We start from the raw sequence: 17,129 nt of genomic DNA, 5'->3' as shown, positions 1-17,129 counted from the left end.
TCACTAAAGGAAAAAATCATGGGCAGAATCATCGGTATTGACTTGGGCACCACCAATTCGTGCGTGGCCATCATGGAAGGCGGCCAGCCAAAAGTTATTGAAAACTCCGAAGGCGCGCGCACTACGCCATCAATCATCGCCTATCAGGAAGACGGCGAAATCCTGGTCGGTGCACCGGCCAAACGCCAGGCGGTGACCAATCCGAAGAACACGCTGTATGCGGTCAAGCGACTGATCGGCCGCAAGTTCGACGAAAAAGAAGTGCAGAAGGACATCGGGCTGATGCCGTACCAGATCGTCAAGGCCGACAACGGCGACGCCTGGATTTCGGTGCGCGAGAAAAAACTCGCCGCCCAGCAGATTTCCGCTGAAGTGTTGCGCAAGATGAAAAAAACTGCCGAAGACTACCTCGGCGAAGAAGTCACCGAAGCCGTCATCACGGTGCCGGCCTATTTCAACGACGCACAACGCCAGGCCACCAAGGATGCCGGTCGCATCGCCGGCCTCGATGTCAAGCGCATCATCAATGAGCCAACCGCTGCCGCTCTGGCATTCGGTCTGGACAAGGGCGGCAAGGGCGATCGCAAGATTGCTGTGTATGACCTCGGTGGCGGTACCTTCGATATCTCGATCATTGAGATCGCTGATGTCGATGGCGAAATGCAGTTCGAAGTGTTGTCGACCAATGGCGACACCTTCCTTGGCGGCGAAGATTTCGACCAGCGCATCATCGATTTCATCATCGACGAGTTCAAGAAGATCAATGGTCTCGACCTGTCGAAAGACGCGATCGCACTGCAGCGCATCAAGGGTTCGGCCGAGCGCGCCAAGATTGAATTGTCATCGGCGCAGCAAACCGAAATCAATGAGCCGTACATCGCCATGGCCAATGGCGCACCGGTCCATCTGAACCTGAAGATGACCCGCGCCAAGCTTGAGTCCCTGGTCGAAGAGCTGATCTCGAAAACCATCGAGCCATGCCGCATCGCCATCAAGGATGCTGGCGTGAGCGTCGGTGACATCGACGACATCATTCTGGTCGGCGGCATGACCCGGATGCCAAAGGTGCAGGAAAAGGTCAAGGAATTCTTCGGCAAGGATCCACGCAAGGACGTCAATCCGGATGAAGCCGTGGCCGTTGGCGCAGCGATCCAGGGTTCGGTGCTGTCCGGCGAACGCAAGGATTTGCTGCTGCTGGATGTGACGCCGCTGTCGCTGGGTATCGAAACCCTTGGCGGCGTGATGACCAAGATGATCCAGAAGAACACCACGATCCCGACCAAGTTCAGCCAGGTATTCTCGACCGCCGATGACAATCAGCCTGCGGTGACGATCAAGGTGTTCCAGGGCGAACGCGAAATGGCCGCCGGTAACAAGGGCCTGGGCGAATTCAATCTGGAAGGCATTCCGCCATCCTCGCGCGGCACGCCGCAGATCGAAGTCACCTTCGACATCGACGCCAATGGTATTTTGCACGTCGGCGCAAAAGACAAGGCCACCGGCAAGGAAAACAAGATCACCATCAAGGCCAACTCCGGTCTGACCGAAGATGAGATCCAGAAAATGGTGCGCGACGCCGAAGCCAATGCCGAAGAAGACAAGCGCCTGAAAGAACTGGCTGAGACGCACAACCAGGGCGATGCCCTGGTGCACTCGACCCGCAAGGCCTTGACCGAGCATGGCGACAAGCTTGATGCAGCGGAAAAAGAGAAGATCGAAGCCGCCATCAAGGATCTGGAAGTAGCCTTGAAGGGCAGCGACAAGGCCGATATCGATGCCAAGTCCGCGACACTCTCGACCGCCGCGCAAACGCTGGGCGAAAAGATGTACGCCGATGCACAGGCGCAGCAGGCTGCGGGCGCCGCTGCCGGTGGCGCCGAGCAGGGCGGTGCTGGTCCTTCAGCAGAAGCCAAGGCCAATCAGGAAGACGTGGTTGACGCCGACTTCAAGGAAGTCAAAGACAGCAAGTAATTTGCTGGAACTGCAACGCCGCACGGCGCAGGCTGTTGTGGCTCGCCGAGTTGAGTGGGGAGCCTGCGCGGCAGAAGCAAATCGGCTGCAATTGGTGGAGAAAAGGCCCACTTCGCCCCCGTTTTTCCGGCTGTAGCTGGGCTACAGTCCTCAAAAGCGGAGGCGAATTGGACTCTTTTCCCACCAATTTCGCTTCGATTCGTTTCTGCCGCGCAGGCTCCTGGGCTTGCGCCGCTCGACTCGGCGTTTTTGTTTAGATCTCAGAGGGTGCCGACAAGATGGCAAAACGCGATTTTTACGAAATACTGGGTGTAGCCAAGAACGCTTCTGATGAAGAGATCAAGAAGTCGTATCGCAAGCTCGCCATGAAGCACCATCCCGACCGCAACCCGGACAGCAAGGGCTCCGAAGACAAGTTCAAGGAAGCCAAGGAAGCGTACGAGATGTTGTCCGACCCGAAGAAGCGCGAAGCGTATGACCGGTATGGCCATGCCGGCGTCGATCCCAACATGGGTGGCGGCGGTGGCGGTTTCGGCGGCAACGGCGCCGGCGGCTTTTCCGACGCCTTCGGCGACATCTTCGGCGATATCTTTGGCAACGCCGCACGCGGCGGCGGTGGTGGCGGCCGCGGCGCCGGACCGCAGGTGTATCGCGGCGCCGATCTGCGTTACAACCTCGACATCACGCTGGAGCAGGCGGCGCACGGTTTCGACACCACCATCCGGGTGCCGTCGTGGGACAGTTGTGAAGTGTGTCACGGCAGCGGCGCCAAGCCGGGTACGCAACCGACCACCTGCCCGACCTGTGCCGGCCACGGACAGGTACGGATGCAGCAAGGCTTCTTCAGCATCCAGCAGACCTGCCCCAAGTGCCACGGCACCGGCAAGATCATTCCGGAACCGTGTGCGACCTGCGCTGGAGCCGGCCGCATCAAGCGCAACAAGACGCTGGAAGTCAAGATCCCGTCCGGGATCGACGATGGCATGCGCATTCGTTCATCCGGCAATGGCGAGCCGGGCATGAATGGCGGACCGCCGGGCGACCTGTATGTCGAAATCCACATCAAGCAGCATCCGGTGTTCCAGCGCGAAGGCGACGACCTGCATTGCGAGATTCCGATTTCGTTTGCCAAGGCGGCGCTGGGCGGGGAAATCGAGGTGCCGACCCTGAGCGGCAAGGCATCCTTCACGCTGCCCGAAGGCACCCAGTCCGGCAAGACGTTCCGGCTGCGCAGCAAGGGCGTCAAGGGCGTGCGTTCCGGTTACGCCGGCGATCTGTTCTGTCACGTCGTGATTGAAACGCCGGTCAAGCTGACCGAGCGCCAGCGCGACCTGTTGCGCGAACTCGAAGAACTGACCTCGGAAGGCGGTGCGAAACACAGCCCGCAATCGAAATCCTGGAAGGAAAAGGTCAAGGGCTTTTTCGATTGACATGCGCTCCTGCCGAGCGAAAAAACCGCCAGTCCGGCACCGGGGCTGGCGGTTTTTTTTGCCAGCGCGACGGCAATGCGTTACTGTACGGCTGCCTTGCTGTTTTGTCTGCCGCGCAACCCGTCGGCGCGGGATGGCAGGCGCTGTTCACCCCCGACTATCAAGCGACAACGGCGCCGTTGCGGCGCCATCAAGATCGCGTTACTGGAGATTTTTACATGATGATTACCCGCCTTCGCGCTGCCTTCACCGCGGCCCTGCTGTTTTCGTTCTGCCTGGCCAGTGGCGCGGCCCTGGCCGTGACCGACGTCGCCGGCGTCAAGTTTGACGACAGCGCCAAGGTCGGCGGCCAGGATCTCAAACTCAATGGCGCCGGCATTCGCTACAAGGCCATCTTCAAGGTGTATGCCGCCGGTCTGTATCTGTCCGACAAAAAGCTTACGGTGCCTGATGTTCAGGTTGCCACCGGTGCCCGTCGCGTACAGATCGTGATGTTCCGCGATGTCGGCAATGAAGAGTTCGGCCGCGGCTTCATGGGCGGCATTACGCAAAATACAGATCGCGCCGAAAAATCGAAATTCGTCAATCAGCTCATCAAGTTCGGCGAATTGTTTTCCACCGTGCCAGAACTGAAAAAAGGCGACGTGCTGACCGTCGACTGGATTCCGGCGATCGGCACCGCGATCATGTTGAATGGTAAAAAAATCGCCGAGCCGATTCCTGATGTCGGTTTTTACAATGCGATTTTGCGCATTTGGCTGGGCGAGAAGCCGGTCGATTCGAAACTCAAGCGCATGATGCTGGGCGAAGTTGCTGATGACGGTCCGCGTTCGAACTGATCTGACGCGGCCGCGATGTGCGGTCGCCGTGATGCGGAGCGCGTCCTGAACCTGCGCTGATTCGGTGGCGGCGCGGGACGCTCCGGCCTGCCGGATTATGTTAATTTTTTAAAACAATAAGTTCACAGTGTTCATGATTCTGCGGCATACTCAAATCTCAAATAACTTGCAATGAGTCAACCATGTCTGTCCAATCAAGCCCGGCCACAGTCCATGCAATCAGACCGCCGCCGGGTGTGACGCAGACCGTTGTCATCATCGATGACCAAAGTACCGGCCGCCTGATCCTGGCGGAAGTCGTCAAGGGAATTGACCGCTCCATCCAGACCGTGATGTTCTCCAATCCGGTCGAAGCAATTGACTATATCCGGCAGTTTCCGGTCGACCTGGTGCTGACCGATTACAAGATGCCGCAGCTCGATGGCATCGAGACCATTCGCCAGCTGCGCAGCATGTACACCTACGAGCAGCTGCCGATCGTCATGACCACCGTGGTCAGCGATCGCGAAGTGCGCTACAGCGCGTTCGAAGTCGGCGCCACCGATTTCCTGATTCGTCCGGTTGATCCCATCGAGTGTCGCGCGCGTTGCCAGAATCTGCTCAATTTGCGCCAGCAATATCTGATCAACAGTAATCACGCCCGCATCATGGAAGCGCGCGTGCTGGACGTCACCCGCGAACTGCGCTTGCTGGAAGTCGATACCCTGTGCCGGCTGGCACGCGCGGCGGAAAAACGCGAGCTGGTGACCGGCGCCCATTTGTTGCGCCTGTCTGCCTTTGCCGCACTGATCGCGCGGTCTCTCGGCCTGTCCGATGACGAGGTCGAAGCCATCGAGCTGGCAGCGCCAATGCATGACATCGGCAAGATCTGCATTCCCGATGCGATCATGCAAAAGGCCGCCGAGCTCACGCCGCAAGAAGCGGTGATCATGCAAACCCATGCGCATCTCGGCCACGATCTGCTCAAGAACAGTCCTTCGCGATTCCTGCAGGTAGCCGCGCGCATCGCGCTGCATCACCACCAGGAGTTTAACGGCAGCGGTTACCCGGGCGGGCTCGCGGGCCATGCGATTCCGCTCGAAGCCAGGATTGTCGCCGTGGCCGATGTCTTCGATACCCTGACCACGGCGCAGTCCGGCGTGGCGCCGATGGAATGGCGCGCCGCGCTCGACTATTTGCTGGCGCACAAGGGGCAGCGTTTCGATCCTGTGGTGGTCGATGCCTTTGTGGCGCATGCCGCCGAGATCGTCGCGATTCTCGATGCGGCGACGACGCCGTCGCCGTCCCATGGCTAGAAGCTGGATGCGCGTCGTCGGCCTGCGATCCTTTCTGACGGGCGCCAGGGCGGCGATGCTCCGCTTTATGCGGCATCCGAACAGCGAGCACGAACAGGCCGTGGTGCGGATGGTGATTGCGATCCTCATTTGCGCCTACGTGGTGTGGTTTACCCCGACATCGGACACCACCGCGAGCCTGCTCCCCACCATCGGCTTCTTCCTGTGCCTGAGCACCCTGTTGCTGGTCGATATTGCGCTGCATCCGCAGGCAATTGCCGTGCGCCGCGTGATCGGCATCCTGAATGACACGGCGGGCGTGTCCTTCGGCCTGGTTTATGCCGACGAGCTTGGCGTGTCGATCTATCTGTTTTATTTGTGGATCACGTTTGGCAATGGATTTCGCTTTGGCAAAGCGTACCTGTTCGTGTCGCTGGCCGGGTCGCTGCTCGGGTTTTCGATCGTGCTGATGACAGTCGAGTACTGGAAGCAGCACCAACAACTCGGGCTGAGCCTGTGGGGCGGGATCATTCTGATTGGTCTGTATTTCAGCACGCTGGTGACCCGGCTGACGCGGGCGTTGCAGCAGGAAGAGGCCGCCAATCTGGCCAAACGCAGTTTCATTTCATCGGTCAGCCATGAACTGCGCACGCCGCTCAATGCGATCATCGGGATGGCCAATCTGCTGCAAAGCACCGCGCTCAATCGCGAACAGGACGAGATGGTCCGCAGCCTCGACAACGCCTCGCACCTGATGCTGGCACTGGTCGAGGATGTGCTTGATTTTTCCAAGATCGAAGCCGGCAAACTCCTGATCGAGGAGATTGCGTTCGACCTGCACGACCTGATCAACAGCACCGTCGACATTTTCAAATACCAAGCCAACGCGCGCGGGTTGCCATTGCTGGTGCGGGTCGATCCCGCCGCGCCGTTTGCACTGCGCGGCGATCCCCATCATTTGCGTCAGGTGCTGGTCAACCTGTTGTCGAACGCGGTCAAATTCACCAAGCAGGGTCGCATCGTTCTGCGTATCGAATGCATCTCCGATTCGGATCAGCGCGCGCTCCTGCGCTTCGAGGTCGAGGATACCGGTATCGGGATTGCTCCGGCCGCACAGGGCAAGGTCTTCGACAGTTTTACCCAGGCCGATGCCTCGACCTCGCGCCGCTATGGCGGCACCGGGCTGGGCAATACGATCGCGCGCGAGCTGGTCGACCTGATGGGCGGTCAGCTGGGGTTGCGCAGCGAAGTGGGCGTCGGCAGCACATTCTGGTTTGAGCTGGGACTGAACAAGCAGCCTGCGCTGCCATGGTCGGCGCCACCTGGTGTGCGGCGCGTCTTGCTGGCCGGATTCTCCGCTGCAGAGGAGCACGCCTTGGCGGCGTTGCTCGACACGCTGGCGATACCGCACACGACCGCTGTCGATAGTGCTGGCGCGCAGGCAGTGCTGGCGCGGGAACGCGAGATACATGCCGACGCCGGCTGCGATCTGGTGCTGCTGGGCGCGGCCACGCTGCGGATTGGCGATGCACTCAAGCTGGCGGAATTGCGCGGGCTGGTGTCGGTGTTGCAGGCGTCTGCCGGACGCGATGACTTTCCGGTGATTTTATGCGACAGCGCGGTGACGAACAGCCATGCACGCGGCCAACTGGCCGAGCAGGCCGGGTTGCAGGCGGTGCTGCGGCTGCCCTTGAAATCTCAGCTGTTGCAAAACGTATTGCACGCGATTGCGCCGCGCGATGGCGGGTTGGTGCGGCCGGAAGCGCCGCTGCTGTCTGCGGTGCCCTCGGCTGTGGTGACAGCGCCCCAAGCAGCCCGATATCAATTGCTGGTCGCCGAAGACAATCCGACCAACCGCATGGTCATTCGCAAGATGCTGGAGCGCGCCGGCCATGCCTGCACGCTGGTGGAAAATGGCGAACAGGCGCTCGACCAGCTGCAGCAACAGGATTTCGATGCGGTGATCCTGGACATGAACATGCCCGAGATGAACGGCCTGGAAGCGACCCGGGCGATGCGCTTCACCGGCTCGCGTGCGCGCCATTTGCCGGTCATCATGCTGTCCGCCGATGTCACGGCCGAGACCATCGCCGAATGCCTGGCGGCCGGCGTTGATCAATTCCTGCCCAAGCCGATTCAGATCGGGACGCTGCTCGACACCCTCGATCGCCTGACCAGCCAGTTTGGCCGCCAGCCGTTGCAGCTGCAGTTGCTCCCGCCGGCGTCGTTGCCCAAGGTGGCGACGATCAGGCCGATTCTCAGTCAGCCCATCGAAGACGCGGCCGTGCTCAATTACGCCACGCTGGCGGAGCTCGATGCGATCGGCCAGGATGGCCGTTTTGTCGACGGTGTCCTGAACGGATTCATCGAAGACGGCCGCAACCTGATGCAGCAAATCGAGCGCAGCTTTCAGGACCAACACTTCGGCGACATCAAGGATCTGTTGCATGCGCTCAAGGGCGCATCAATGAGCATTGGTGCGATATCGCTGCGCACCACCTGCGCCTTGCTCGAAAGCCGCAGCGAAGCCGATCTGCGCAACGAACCGGCAGCAGCGCTGGCATTGCTGCAACAGGCTTTCCAGGAACTGCTGACGGCGCTCGATCATTACCGGCGGCTGCGCGCCCAGTCCGCTGCGCACAGGCGCTAGATTCCAGGATTTTCCCAACCCTATGACTTTTCATTGACGGAGTACTGCCATGTCTTTTTTTATTCGTTTGCTGGAAGCGACCGATACCAATCGGCGCGAGATGGAGGGAATTCCCGCCGTGCAGGATATGTTGCACGGAAAAATGTCGCGCGCCTCCTATGAGGATTTCCTGCTCGACCTGTATCACGTCGTCTGGCATTTCTGCCCGATCATGGCCACGGCGGCCAGTCGGTGTCCCGATCAATTCATCGACGTGCGCTATCACCTGTACCACAACATCGAGGACGAAAAGGGCCATGAGAACCTGGTGCTGGACGACCTCGGCGCCTTCGACATTGCCCCCGCCACGGTGCGCGCATCGCAGCCCTCGGCGGCAGTGCAGGCGATGATCGCCTACAACTACCATTCGGCCGAGCGCATCCACCCCTGCTGTGTCCTGGGGATGCTGTACGTGCTGGAAATCGTTTCGTCGGTGTACGGCGGCCAGGTTGCCGGCGCGGTTGCCGGCGGGCTGGGCATGGAACTGCCGAAGGGATTCAGCTTCCTCGATTCGCATGCGTCGATGGATGTGGAGCACATGGCGCGCTTGCGCACGCTACTGCAGACCATTGAGGACCCGGCAGTGCAGGAACTGGTCATCAATGCGATCCAGATGAACTTTTACCTGTTCACCCAGTTCCTCAGCACGAATCGCGCGTAACTGCTGCCCCGCCTGCGCGCCGCGTTGGGCGCAGGCTGGGCCGTCGTCAATCCGGCGCCGTCAACCCAGCGCCAGCTCCAGATCTTCTTCCACCATCGGCATGCCATTGCGGCGCGCTTCCTGTTGGCGCAACTGGGAGCGGACCAGTCGGCCCATCATTTTCAGATCCTTGTCCTGCAGGCGCAACGCGGCATCGACCCATACTTCGGTGATGCCCATCAGTTCTTCATACGAAATGGGCTGGGTGTGCCGACGGCATTCGAACATCGCGCGCAAGCCATTGCTGCGTTTGCTGTTACGGCGCACATAGTCGTTGACGGCGGCTTCGCCACGGCCGGCAGGCACGATCACGTCGATCAGGCCGAGGTCGAACATCTCCTGCGCCGAGTAGATCTTCCCGCTCAGAATGATCTCTTCCGCCTTTTTCGCACCGACCCGTCGGCTCAACAGGCTGTAGGCGCCCATGCCAGGAAACAGGTTGAACAGGATTTCCGGGAAACCCATGCGTGCGGTGTCTTCCGCGATCAGCACATGGCTGGCCAGCGCACTTTCAAAACCGCCGCCGAGCGCATCGCCCTGCAGCAAGGAAATCGTGACGACATTGGTGTCGAAACTGGTCAGCCGTCCGTACAGGGTGTCGACGCACAGGCGCGCGTAGTGCAGCAGCGCATCGCGATCACGCGACTTGATCAGCAACACGAACAGGGCCAGGTCGCCGCCGTAGTTGAAGACGTTGGTGATGCGCGAGGCGCCGACACTGAAATCCACCGGATACAGCGTGCCGTCGATGTCGACCTGACCGCCGTTGGTTTCAAACAGCTTGTCATTGGCGCGCAATTCATTGAGCAAACCCAAATTGAAGCAGGGCGTGCCGGCCGGTTTCATGAAGGTCCACAGGACCCTGTTTTCGGGATCGTATTCGAGGTCAAGCTGGCGCCGCGATATGCCGCGGGCGGTAATGGAGGGCAGGGGCACGCGTAAATTGGTCAGATCGGTCATGGCGTTCATGGTGGTTTGCCTTGGCAGTATGTTGAGAAGTGGAGGTTGCTTGCGTGCCCGTAAGTAAGCATCGTAATGGGACCGGGCCACGTTCAAAGCGGCAAATAGAATGACTTTTCTGCAAGATAAACTCCACAAGGGAAACCTTTGCGGGCTTGGCATGCGTTTTTTCCGACGCTGCGTGGTATGGTGAAAGTCCGAATTTTGCCTGACACTGAATTTGACGACACATCGAAAACGACTGCTGCTTGTCGGTGGCGGTCATGCCCATCTTTTTGTACTTGAAGCCTTGCGTCATTGTGACGTCGCTTTGCGCATACAGTTTGATGTCACTCTATTGAGCAGCGATCTCGACACGCCGTATTCCGGCATGCTGCCGGGCCTGGTTGCCGGCCATTACCGCATCAAGGAATGCCATGTCGATTTGCGCGCGCTGGCCGCTGCCGCCGGCGTGCAACTGGTGCAGGCGACGGTGGAGCGTCTTGACCTGACCCGTAATGCCGCCTGGGCCAATGGCGCGTGGTGGCCATTCGATCTGGTTTCGCTGGATGTCGGTTCGACGCCGCCGCTGGGCAGCATCGCCGGGGCGGCGGCGGCCGGACTCCCGGTCAAGCCGATCGGGCCGTTTCTGCAACACTGGCGCGCGCTGCAGGCACAGCTTGACGGCCTGAACCGACCGCTCCACATGGTGATGGTGGGCGGCGGCGCGGGTGGCATCGAGCTGGTGCTGGCGATGGCATATCGCCTGAAAGCACAGCGCGAGCAGGTCAAGTGGTCGCTGGTCAGTCGCGGTGCGCTGCTGCCAGGCTATCCGCGCCGCGCGGCCCGCCTGATGACCCGGCAACTGGAGCAAGCCGGTGTGGCGATCCGGACCGGCGCTGCAGTCGTGCGGGTGGACGCCGATCAGGTGTTTTTTGACGACGGCAGCCAGGCCGCCTGTGACCAGCTGATCTGGGCCACCGGTGCGGCGCCGCAGGCGTGGCCGGCCGATGCGGGACTGGCGTGCGGCGACGATGGTTTTGTGCGGGTCAATGCGCATTTGCAATCGGTCAGTCATCCGCAGGTCTTTGCCGCCGGCGATATTGCCACCGACGATAGCCAGCCACGTCCCAAGGCGGGCGTGTTTGCGGTGCGCCAGGGGCCGGTGCTGGCCGCCAATCTGCTGCGCCAGCTTGGCGGCGCGGAGCTGATCCGCTATCACGCCCAAAGCGACTACCTGTCGCTGCTGTCATGCGGCGACCGGCATGCGATTGCCTCGTGGTACGGCTTGGTCTGGCAAGGCAACTGGGTCTGGCACTGGAAGAACCGGATTGACCAGCAATTCATGCAACGTTTCGGCGCGCCATTTCCGCCCGCCTGACAGAAGTGGGGGCAAGGCGCGCTTAACAGTTAAAATGCGTGCGCTCCGATCATCCCAAGGAATTCGCATGACAGATGAAAACAAAGACAGCGTCGGGCTCGAACAGCTGTTTCGCAACAATCGGGCGTGGGCCGCGTCGATGGTCGATCATGACGTCGACTTCTTTGCCAAGCTGACCGCCCAGCAGTCGCCCGACTACCTGTGGATTGGGTGCTCCGACAGCCGAGTGCCTGCCAATGAGATCGTGGATCTGCTGCCGGGCGAGCTGTTCGTGCATCGCAATATCGCCAACGTGGTGTGCCATTCCGACCTGAATTGCCTGTCCGTGATGCAGTTCGCCATCGATGTGCTGCAGGTGAAGCACATCATGGTGTCCGGCCATTACGGTTGCTCCGGCGTGCACGCGGCGCTGACCCGGCGGCGCGTCGGCCTGGCCGACAACTGGCTGCGCCACGTGCAGGACGTGCATTAGAAGCATGGTCGCTACTTTGGCGACACCATCCCCAGTGGCGAGCAGCTCGACCGTCTTTGTGAGCTCAACGTCATTGAACAGGTCGCCAACGTTTGCCAGACCACGCTGGTCCAGGATGCCTGGGAACGCGGCCAGGAACTCACCATTCACAGCTGGATTTACAGGCTCAAGGATGGTTTGTTGCGCGACCTCGGCGTGACCGTCAGCGGCCCGGATGAACTGGCCGGGAAGATGGCGGCGAGTCTGGCACGCTACGAATATTGATCGACGCGCCAGGCCGGCGCGCCTGACAAGGGCGCTTCACCGCATCAGAAACAGTGCTCGGCGGCCGGGAACGTGCCGTCCTTGACCGCTGCGACATACGCCCGCACCGCGCCTTCAATGCTGCCTTGCCCGTCCATGAAATTCTTGACGAAGCGCGCCTTGCGACCCGGGAATGCGCCCAGCATGTCATGCATCACCAGCACCTGCCCGGCGCAATCGGGGCCGGCGCCAATGCCGATGGTGGGAATCGCCAGCAATTCGGTGGTTTCCTTGCCGAGCGCAGCCGGGATTGCCTCCAGCACCAGCATCGATGCCCCCGCTGTTTGCAAGGCCAGCGCATCGGCGCGCAACTGGTCGGCGCTTTCGATCGACTTGCCCTGCACCCGGTAGCCACCGAGCTGATGCACCGACTGCGGCGTCAGGCCCAGATGCGCGCACACCGGCACGCCGCGCTCGGTCAGAAATTTTACGGTGTCCACCAGCCACGCACCGCCTTCGAGCTTGACCATGTGGGCGCCTGCCTGCATCAGCACCACCGCGTTGGCGTAGGCGAGCTCTGGCGTGGCATAGCTGCCGAACGGCATGTCGGCCACCAGCAGTGCGGTGTGATTGCCACGCGCCACGCTGGCGGTGTGATAGGCGACGTCGGCAACCGTCACCGGCAGTGTCGAATCATGGCCCTGGCAGACCATCCCGAGCGAATCGCCAACCAGCAGCACTTCCACGCCACAGCGGTCCATCAGTGCCGCAAAGCTGGCGTCGTAACAGGTCAGCATGCTGATCTTCTCGCCGCCGCTGCGCAGCGCCATCAGCGATACGACGGTGATGGGTTTGTTGCGTCCGGCACGTTCACTTTCCTGCAGATATCCAGCCATGGTCATTCCCCGAGATTAAAAAATTCGCGCTTGCCGCGCATGTTCTTGATGCGCATGACCAGCAGGTTGAAGTCTTCGTCGCGCTCGATCGGATTGAGATGTTCGGCGTTGACGATCAACAGCGGGGCAGCGTCGTAATGATAGAAAAAACGGCTGTAGCTTTCGCACAGTCGCGTCAGGTAATTTTCCGAGATCCCGGCTTCGATCGGCACGCCGCGCTTGCGCACGCGCTCGATCAGGGTCTCCGGATCGGCCTGCAGATAGATGACCAGATCCGGCACCGGCGCCTGCGGATGCAGGTGATCGTACATTTGCTGATACAGGTTCAGTTCGTCGTCGCCCAGCGTCAGGCGGGCAAACAGGGGGTCCTTGTCGATCAGGAAATCCGACACCAGCGATGCATTGAAAAAGTCCGTCTGCGCCAGGTCGCGCAGCTGGTTCATGCGCTGGAACAGGAAAAACATTTGGGTCGGCAGCGCATACCGTGCGGCGTCGCGGTAAAACCGTTCGAGGAAGGGATTCTCGTGCGGCTGCTCCAGCATCAGCTGGGCGCCGAAGCTTTCCCCGAGCCGTTTTGCCAGCGATGATTTACCGACCCCGATCGGGCCCTCGACGACGATGTAATTGTATTTATCGAAATTCATGACCTGAGTATGAAGAAAACAGCACCCGCCAGACATAAAGCCGTCCGCACCTCATCGCGCTTGAACGGCTGACTCAAATAAAACATTGCACATTGAACAAACACGATCAGTGTAATGGCTTCCTGCATGATTTTCAGCGGCGTCCGGCCCAGGCCTGCTCCGCGCCGCGAGCCGCCACGGTTTGCTGGCAAGCCTGTTGGGATGGCGATGCCAGGCACGCGTCATGGCGAGGTTGCGCGGCGTCTGCAAACTGGCGGGTTCAACGATGACGGGAACTTGCATGGTTGGCGCTCCGCCGGCTAGATTATTTTTTGAATCGACTGGCCGGCGACGTCCGGCACGAAGGCATGCGCGGCGCCGCGGCCTGGTATCACAATCAGCGGATCGATCTGCAGCAACGGGATCAGCGTAAAGGCCCGCTGGGTCAGGCGCGGATGCGGCACCGTCAACGTGGCCGTGTCAATTTCCTGCTGGCCGAACAGTAGCAGATCAAGGTCGAGGGTGCGGGGCGCATTGCGATGCGACCGCTCGCGGCCGAATACCTGTTCAAGCTGCAGCAGTTCGGCCAGCAGTTGCTGCGCGCTCAGCGTGGTGTGCAGCTGCGCCACGGCGTTGACGAAGTCGTCGCCAACGGCATCGATCGGGGCGCTGCGAAACAGACTGGATTGCGCGACCACGGTGGTGTGCGGAAAACTGCCCAGCGCGACGATGGCCCGTTGCACTGTCGTTTGCGCATCGCCCAGATTGGCCCCAAGGCCGATGCTGGCGATGACCGGGGCGCTACTCATTCGGCTGCGCCGCCGCCTTCGTCCGGTCGGGCGCGACCGCGGCCGCCGCGGCGCTTGGCCCGCTTGGGTGCACCATCGACCGCGCGCGGCTTCTGCGTCATCAGGGTTTCGCGTTCACCGGCGTCGCCTTCCATGAAGGCAGTCCACCATTCGCCCAGTTCGGCATCGATTTCACCGGACGCACAGCGCAGCAGCAGGAAGTCGTAGCCGGCGCGCAGCCGCAGATTTTCCAGCAGCTTGTAGGGCGCCTTGCCGGTGCGTCGTTCGAAGCGCGGCTGCATGGCCCAGATGTCGCGCATGTCGGAGGCGATCTTGCGTTGCAGCGCGAGCTGTTCGGTCTGACTGTTGAGCACATCATCGGCGGCCAGGTGCAGGGCCGGAATCGGCATCTCGCCGGCGGCCTGGTAGGCGCTCCATTTTTCCAGTACCTGATGCCACAGCAGCGCGGCGAAGAGAAAGCCGGGCGAGACCGGTTTGCCCTGCTTGACCCGGGCGTCGGTACTGGCCAGTGCAAGGCGCACGAATTTTTCGCCGAGCGGCTGTTCCAGCACCACGTCGAGCAGCGGCAGCAGGCCGTGATGCAGGCCTTCCTTGCGCAGCTGCTGCAGGCAGGCCAGCGCCTGGCCGCTCATCAGCAACTTGATCATTTCATCGAACACGCGCGCGGCCGGGACATTGTTGATCAGCGGCGCCATTACCTTGATCGGCGCGGCAGTCTCGGGATGAATCGTGAAGCCCAGTTTGGCGGCAAAGCGCACCACCCGCAGCAGTCGCACCGGATCTTCGCGAAAGCGTGCTTCCGGCACGCCGATGATGCGCAGCGTCTTGTTGCGGATGTCGGCCATGCCGCAGTGGTAATCCAGCACCACCTGCGTGGCCGGATCGTAGTACATCGCATTGATGGTGAAATCACGCCGGACCGCATCTTCATGCTGCTCGCCGAAGGTGTTGTCGCGCAGGACGCGGCCGTGCTCATCCTTGGGGGCGGCTTCCGTCGAGGCGCCGCGGAAGGTGGTCACCTCCAGCAGGTCCTGGCCGAACATCACGTGCACGATCTGGAAGCGGCGGCCGATGATGAAGGCACGCCGGAACAGTTTCTTGACCTGTTCCGGCGTGGCGTTGGTGGCGATATCAAAATCTTTCGGCTTGATCCCGAGCAGCAGATCGCGCACCGCGCCGCCGACCAGGAACGCCTTGAAGCCGGCTTCCTGCAGCGTTTGCGTCACGCGAATCGCATTCGACGACACCAGCTTCGGATCGATGCCGTGTTCCTTCGGCGTCAGCTCGGTGGCCTTGGTGTGATCGATGGCTTTCGTCTTGCTGCCGAGGATGCGGCGGATGAATTTTTTAATCATTGAATAAGTCAAGGGTAGGCCAACCATGCGCCCGCGCGTGCGCGGCCAGCAGGTCGTTGGGATTGGTCGCCATGGGGTGGGTGACGATCGACAGCAGCGGAATATCGTTTTGTGAATCGCTGTAAAAATGGCTTGCGCTGAAGTCGGCCAGTCGTTGCTTGCGGGCGGCCAGCCAGGCATGCAAGTTGACCACCTTGCCGGCGCCAAATGGCGGCGTGCCCAGCGCGCGTCCGGTGAAGTTGCCATCGGCCTTGAGTTCGGCTTCGGCGGCAATCAGATCCGGTACGCCAAACGCCTGGGCGATCGGGCCGGTGACAAAGCGGTTGGTCGCCGTGATGATCAGGGGCAGGTCGCCAGCCTCCTGGTGCTTTTGCACCAGTGCCAATGCGGCGGGTTTGATCGCCGGCAGGATGATCTCCCGCATGAATTGGGCATGCCAGGCATCCAGCTGGTCGCGCTCAAACTGCGCCAGCGTGCTGAAGGCGAATTCCAGATAGGCGTGCGGGTCCAGCGTGCCGTTCTGGTACTGCTGAAAGAAAACTGCGTTGCGCGCGGCGAAGGCGTTTGGCTCGACCGCACCGATGCGGCACATGAACCGGCCCCACTCGTAATCCGAGTCCAGCGGCAGCAGCGTGTGGTCGAGATCGAAGATGGCAATTCTGCTCATGGGCCTGGCGTGCCTTCGCGTTGCAGAAGTGCGCGCAGTAGCGGCAGGGTGATCGGTCGTTGGGTCTCGAGCGAGTAGTGATCCAGTGCGTCGAGCATCGCGGCGAGGGAGCGCATGTCGCGCCGAAAATGAGTGATCAAGTAGGGTAACACGCCGCTTGCCAGCGTAAGACCTCGGGTTGCTGCGGCATGGGTGAGGGCGGCGATTTTTTCTGCGTCGGTCAGGCTTTGCAGCTGATAGATCAGGCCCCAGCCGAGGCGTGTGCGCAAGTCTTCGCGCAGTGCCAGATGCGCCGGCGCCTGGGCGCCGCACGACACCAGCGCGCCGCCATGCTCGCGGATCTGGTTGAACAGGGCAAAGGCGGCGATCTGCAGGGACGGCGACAGCCGCTCGCAGTCATCCAGCAGATACAGCGTGACAGCGGGATCGTGGACAAAGGCGGCGGCGTCGGCATCCGGATCGAGATAGCGGCTGTGGGCGGCGCCAGCCAGCGCGTGCAGCAGATGCGTCTTGCCGCAGCCGGCTTCGCCCCAGCAATAGATGAAGCGCTCGCTGAGCGTGATGGCAGCGCCCGCGGCGACCCGGATCAGCAGCGCCAGCAGTTCGGCGTTCTGGCCGGCTTCAAAATTGGTCAGTGTCTGCGGCTTGGGAGCCGGCAGATCGAGCAGCATTTGCCTCATGCGTGGCTGGCCGAAAACCGCAATGCGGTCGGGAACGGCTTATCTGTAATTAAAGAAAATCTCATGAACCCGCAGTCTGGTGGCACGGTTTGATAAAATGGCGGCTTCTTCAATGCCAACCGACAACGGTTGTCATTGCCTCAACCCGCTATTTTACTGCC

15 protein-coding genes and 1 pseudogene are annotated in these 17,129 nt (G+C 61.0%); 8 read left to right on the top strand and 8 right to left on the bottom strand.

The features are described 5' to 3' along the window. Window positions 1-18 precede the first annotated feature (18 nt). The 6 genes from dnaK to RCH09_RS09805 all read left to right on the top strand — a co-directional run bounded on the left by dnaK (window position 19) and on the right by RCH09_RS09805 (window position 8,864). On the top strand, window positions 19-1,971 hold the full coding sequence (dnaK, locus tag RCH09_RS09830) for a molecular chaperone DnaK (protein ID WP_326940901.1): 1,953 nt from the start codon (window positions 19-21) through the stop codon (window positions 1,969-1,971). A gap of 278 nt (window positions 1,972-2,249) precedes the next feature. Beyond that, window positions 2,250-3,401, top strand: a complete 1,152-nt coding sequence (gene dnaJ, locus RCH09_RS09825) for a molecular chaperone DnaJ (protein ID WP_326940900.1) — start codon at window positions 2,250-2,252, stop codon at window positions 3,399-3,401. A gap of 218 nt (window positions 3,402-3,619) precedes the next feature. Beyond that, window positions 3,620-4,240 (top strand): chalcone isomerase family protein, encoded by a 621-nt coding sequence (locus RCH09_RS09820; protein ID WP_326940899.1) that lies wholly within the window; start codon window positions 3,620-3,622, stop codon window positions 4,238-4,240. Window positions 4,241-4,422: 182 nt separating this feature from the next. Next, entirely contained in the window at window positions 4,423-5,535 is a 1,113-nt protein-coding gene (locus RCH09_RS09815) for an HD domain-containing phosphohydrolase (protein WP_326940898.1), read from the top strand. Window positions 5,536-5,590: 55 nt separating this feature from the next. Beyond that, window positions 5,591-8,164, top strand: a complete 2,574-nt coding sequence (locus RCH09_RS09810) for a response regulator (RefSeq protein ID WP_326940897.1) — start codon at window positions 5,591-5,593, stop codon at window positions 8,162-8,164. Window positions 8,165-8,213: 49 nt separating this feature from the next. Further along, on the top strand, window positions 8,214-8,864 hold the full coding sequence (locus RCH09_RS09805) for a TenA family transcriptional regulator (RefSeq protein ID WP_326940896.1): 651 nt from the start codon (window positions 8,214-8,216) through the stop codon (window positions 8,862-8,864). Between the two features lie 60 nt (window positions 8,865-8,924). On the opposite strand, the gene RCH09_RS09800 is transcribed toward RCH09_RS09805, so the two are convergent. Continuing rightward, window positions 8,925-9,872, bottom strand: a complete 948-nt coding sequence (locus tag RCH09_RS09800) for a crotonase/enoyl-CoA hydratase family protein (RefSeq protein WP_326940895.1) — start codon at window positions 9,870-9,872, stop codon at window positions 8,925-8,927. 211 nt (window positions 9,873-10,083) lie between these two features. Here RCH09_RS09800 and RCH09_RS09795 point away from each other — a divergent pair, with 211 nt between their 5' ends. Together RCH09_RS09795 and can are read left to right on the top strand one after the other, a co-directional pair. After that, window positions 10,084-11,223 (top strand): FAD-dependent oxidoreductase, encoded by a 1,140-nt coding sequence (locus RCH09_RS09795; RefSeq protein ID WP_326940894.1) that lies wholly within the window; start codon window positions 10,084-10,086, stop codon window positions 11,221-11,223. Window positions 11,224-11,290: 67 nt separating this feature from the next. Beyond that, a pseudogene (gene can, locus RCH09_RS09790) lies at window positions 11,291-11,959 on the top strand (carbonate dehydratase). Between the two features lie 44 nt (window positions 11,960-12,003). Here the strand turns inward: can and panB are convergent. The 7 genes from panB to hda all read right to left on the bottom strand — a co-directional run bounded on the left by panB (window position 12,004) and on the right by hda (window position 16,968). Continuing rightward, a complete protein-coding gene (panB, locus tag RCH09_RS09785) occupies window positions 12,004-12,834 on the bottom strand; it encodes a 3-methyl-2-oxobutanoate hydroxymethyltransferase (RefSeq protein WP_326940893.1) in 831 nt (276 codons plus the stop codon). 2 nt (window positions 12,835-12,836) lie between these two features. Continuing rightward, window positions 12,837-13,478 carry a deoxynucleoside kinase gene (locus RCH09_RS09780; protein WP_326940892.1) on the bottom strand — a complete coding sequence of 214 codons (642 nt, stop codon included), beginning with the start codon at window positions 13,476-13,478 and terminating at the stop codon, window positions 12,837-12,839. Next, entirely contained in the window at window positions 13,475-13,696 is a 222-nt protein-coding gene (locus RCH09_RS09775) for a DMT family protein (RefSeq protein ID WP_326940891.1), read from the bottom strand. Before RCH09_RS09775 ends, RCH09_RS09780 begins: the two co-directional genes overlap by 4 nt. An 81-nt stretch (window positions 13,697-13,777) precedes the next feature. Beyond that, entirely contained in the window at window positions 13,778-14,266 is a 489-nt protein-coding gene (gene folK, locus RCH09_RS09770) for a 2-amino-4-hydroxy-6-hydroxymethyldihydropteridine diphosphokinase (protein ID WP_326940890.1), read from the bottom strand. After that, window positions 14,263-15,621, bottom strand: a complete 1,359-nt coding sequence (gene pcnB, locus RCH09_RS09765; RefSeq protein ID WP_326940889.1) for a polynucleotide adenylyltransferase PcnB — start codon at window positions 15,619-15,621, stop codon at window positions 14,263-14,265. Before pcnB ends, folK begins: the two co-directional genes overlap by 4 nt. Then, window positions 15,614-16,288 carry an HAD family hydrolase gene (locus RCH09_RS09760; protein WP_326940888.1) on the bottom strand — a complete coding sequence of 225 codons (675 nt, stop codon included), beginning with the start codon at window positions 16,286-16,288 and terminating at the stop codon, window positions 15,614-15,616. Before RCH09_RS09760 ends, pcnB begins: the two co-directional genes overlap by 8 nt. Continuing rightward, a complete protein-coding gene (hda, locus tag RCH09_RS09755; RefSeq protein WP_326940887.1) occupies window positions 16,285-16,968 on the bottom strand; it encodes a DnaA regulatory inactivator Hda in 684 nt (227 codons plus the stop codon). Before hda ends, RCH09_RS09760 begins: the two co-directional genes overlap by 4 nt. Window positions 16,969-17,129 lie beyond the last annotated feature (161 nt).

It is taken from the genome of Actimicrobium sp. GrIS 1.19 (genome assembly GCF_035984655.1).
Classification (GTDB): domain Bacteria; phylum Pseudomonadota; class Gammaproteobacteria; order Burkholderiales; family Burkholderiaceae_D; genus Actimicrobium.
This window is presented reverse-complemented; position numbering and strand designations above follow the sequence as displayed.

What these genes read in the sequence shown, in the direction of transcription:
- RCH09_RS09810 (WP_326940897.1), top strand. Translation starts at nt 5,591, where the DNA reads ATGCTCCGCTTTATGCGGCATCCGAACAGCGAGCACGAACAGGCCGTG.
- pcnB (WP_326940889.1), bottom strand. Translation starts at nt 15,621, where the DNA reads ATGATTAAAAAATTCATCCGCCGCATCCTCGGCAGCAAGACGAAAGCC.
- dnaK (WP_326940901.1), top strand. Translation starts at nt 19, where the DNA reads ATGGGCAGAATCATCGGTATTGACTTGGGCACCACCAATTCGTGCGTG.
- hda (WP_326940887.1), bottom strand. Translation starts at nt 16,968, where the DNA reads ATGAGGCAAATGCTGCTCGATCTGCCGGCTCCCAAGCCGCAGACACTG.
- RCH09_RS09805 (WP_326940896.1), top strand. Translation starts at nt 8,214, where the DNA reads ATGTCTTTTTTTATTCGTTTGCTGGAAGCGACCGATACCAATCGGCGC.
- RCH09_RS09815 (WP_326940898.1), top strand. Translation starts at nt 4,423, where the DNA reads ATGTCTGTCCAATCAAGCCCGGCCACAGTCCATGCAATCAGACCGCCG.
- folK (WP_326940890.1), bottom strand. Translation starts at nt 14,266, where the DNA reads ATGAGTAGCGCCCCGGTCATCGCCAGCATCGGCCTTGGGGCCAATCTG.
- RCH09_RS09780 (WP_326940892.1), bottom strand. Translation starts at nt 13,478, where the DNA reads ATGAATTTCGATAAATACAATTACATCGTCGTCGAGGGCCCGATCGGG.
- panB (WP_326940893.1), bottom strand. Translation starts at nt 12,834, where the DNA reads ATGGCTGGATATCTGCAGGAAAGTGAACGTGCCGGACGCAACAAACCC.
- RCH09_RS09800 (WP_326940895.1), bottom strand. Translation starts at nt 9,872, where the DNA reads ATGAACGCCATGACCGATCTGACCAATTTACGCGTGCCCCTGCCCTCC.
- RCH09_RS09760 (WP_326940888.1), bottom strand. Translation starts at nt 16,288, where the DNA reads ATGAGCAGAATTGCCATCTTCGATCTCGACCACACGCTGCTGCCGCTG.
- RCH09_RS09820 (WP_326940899.1), top strand. Translation starts at nt 3,620, where the DNA reads ATGATGATTACCCGCCTTCGCGCTGCCTTCACCGCGGCCCTGCTGTTT.
- dnaJ (WP_326940900.1), top strand. Translation starts at nt 2,250, where the DNA reads ATGGCAAAACGCGATTTTTACGAAATACTGGGTGTAGCCAAGAACGCT.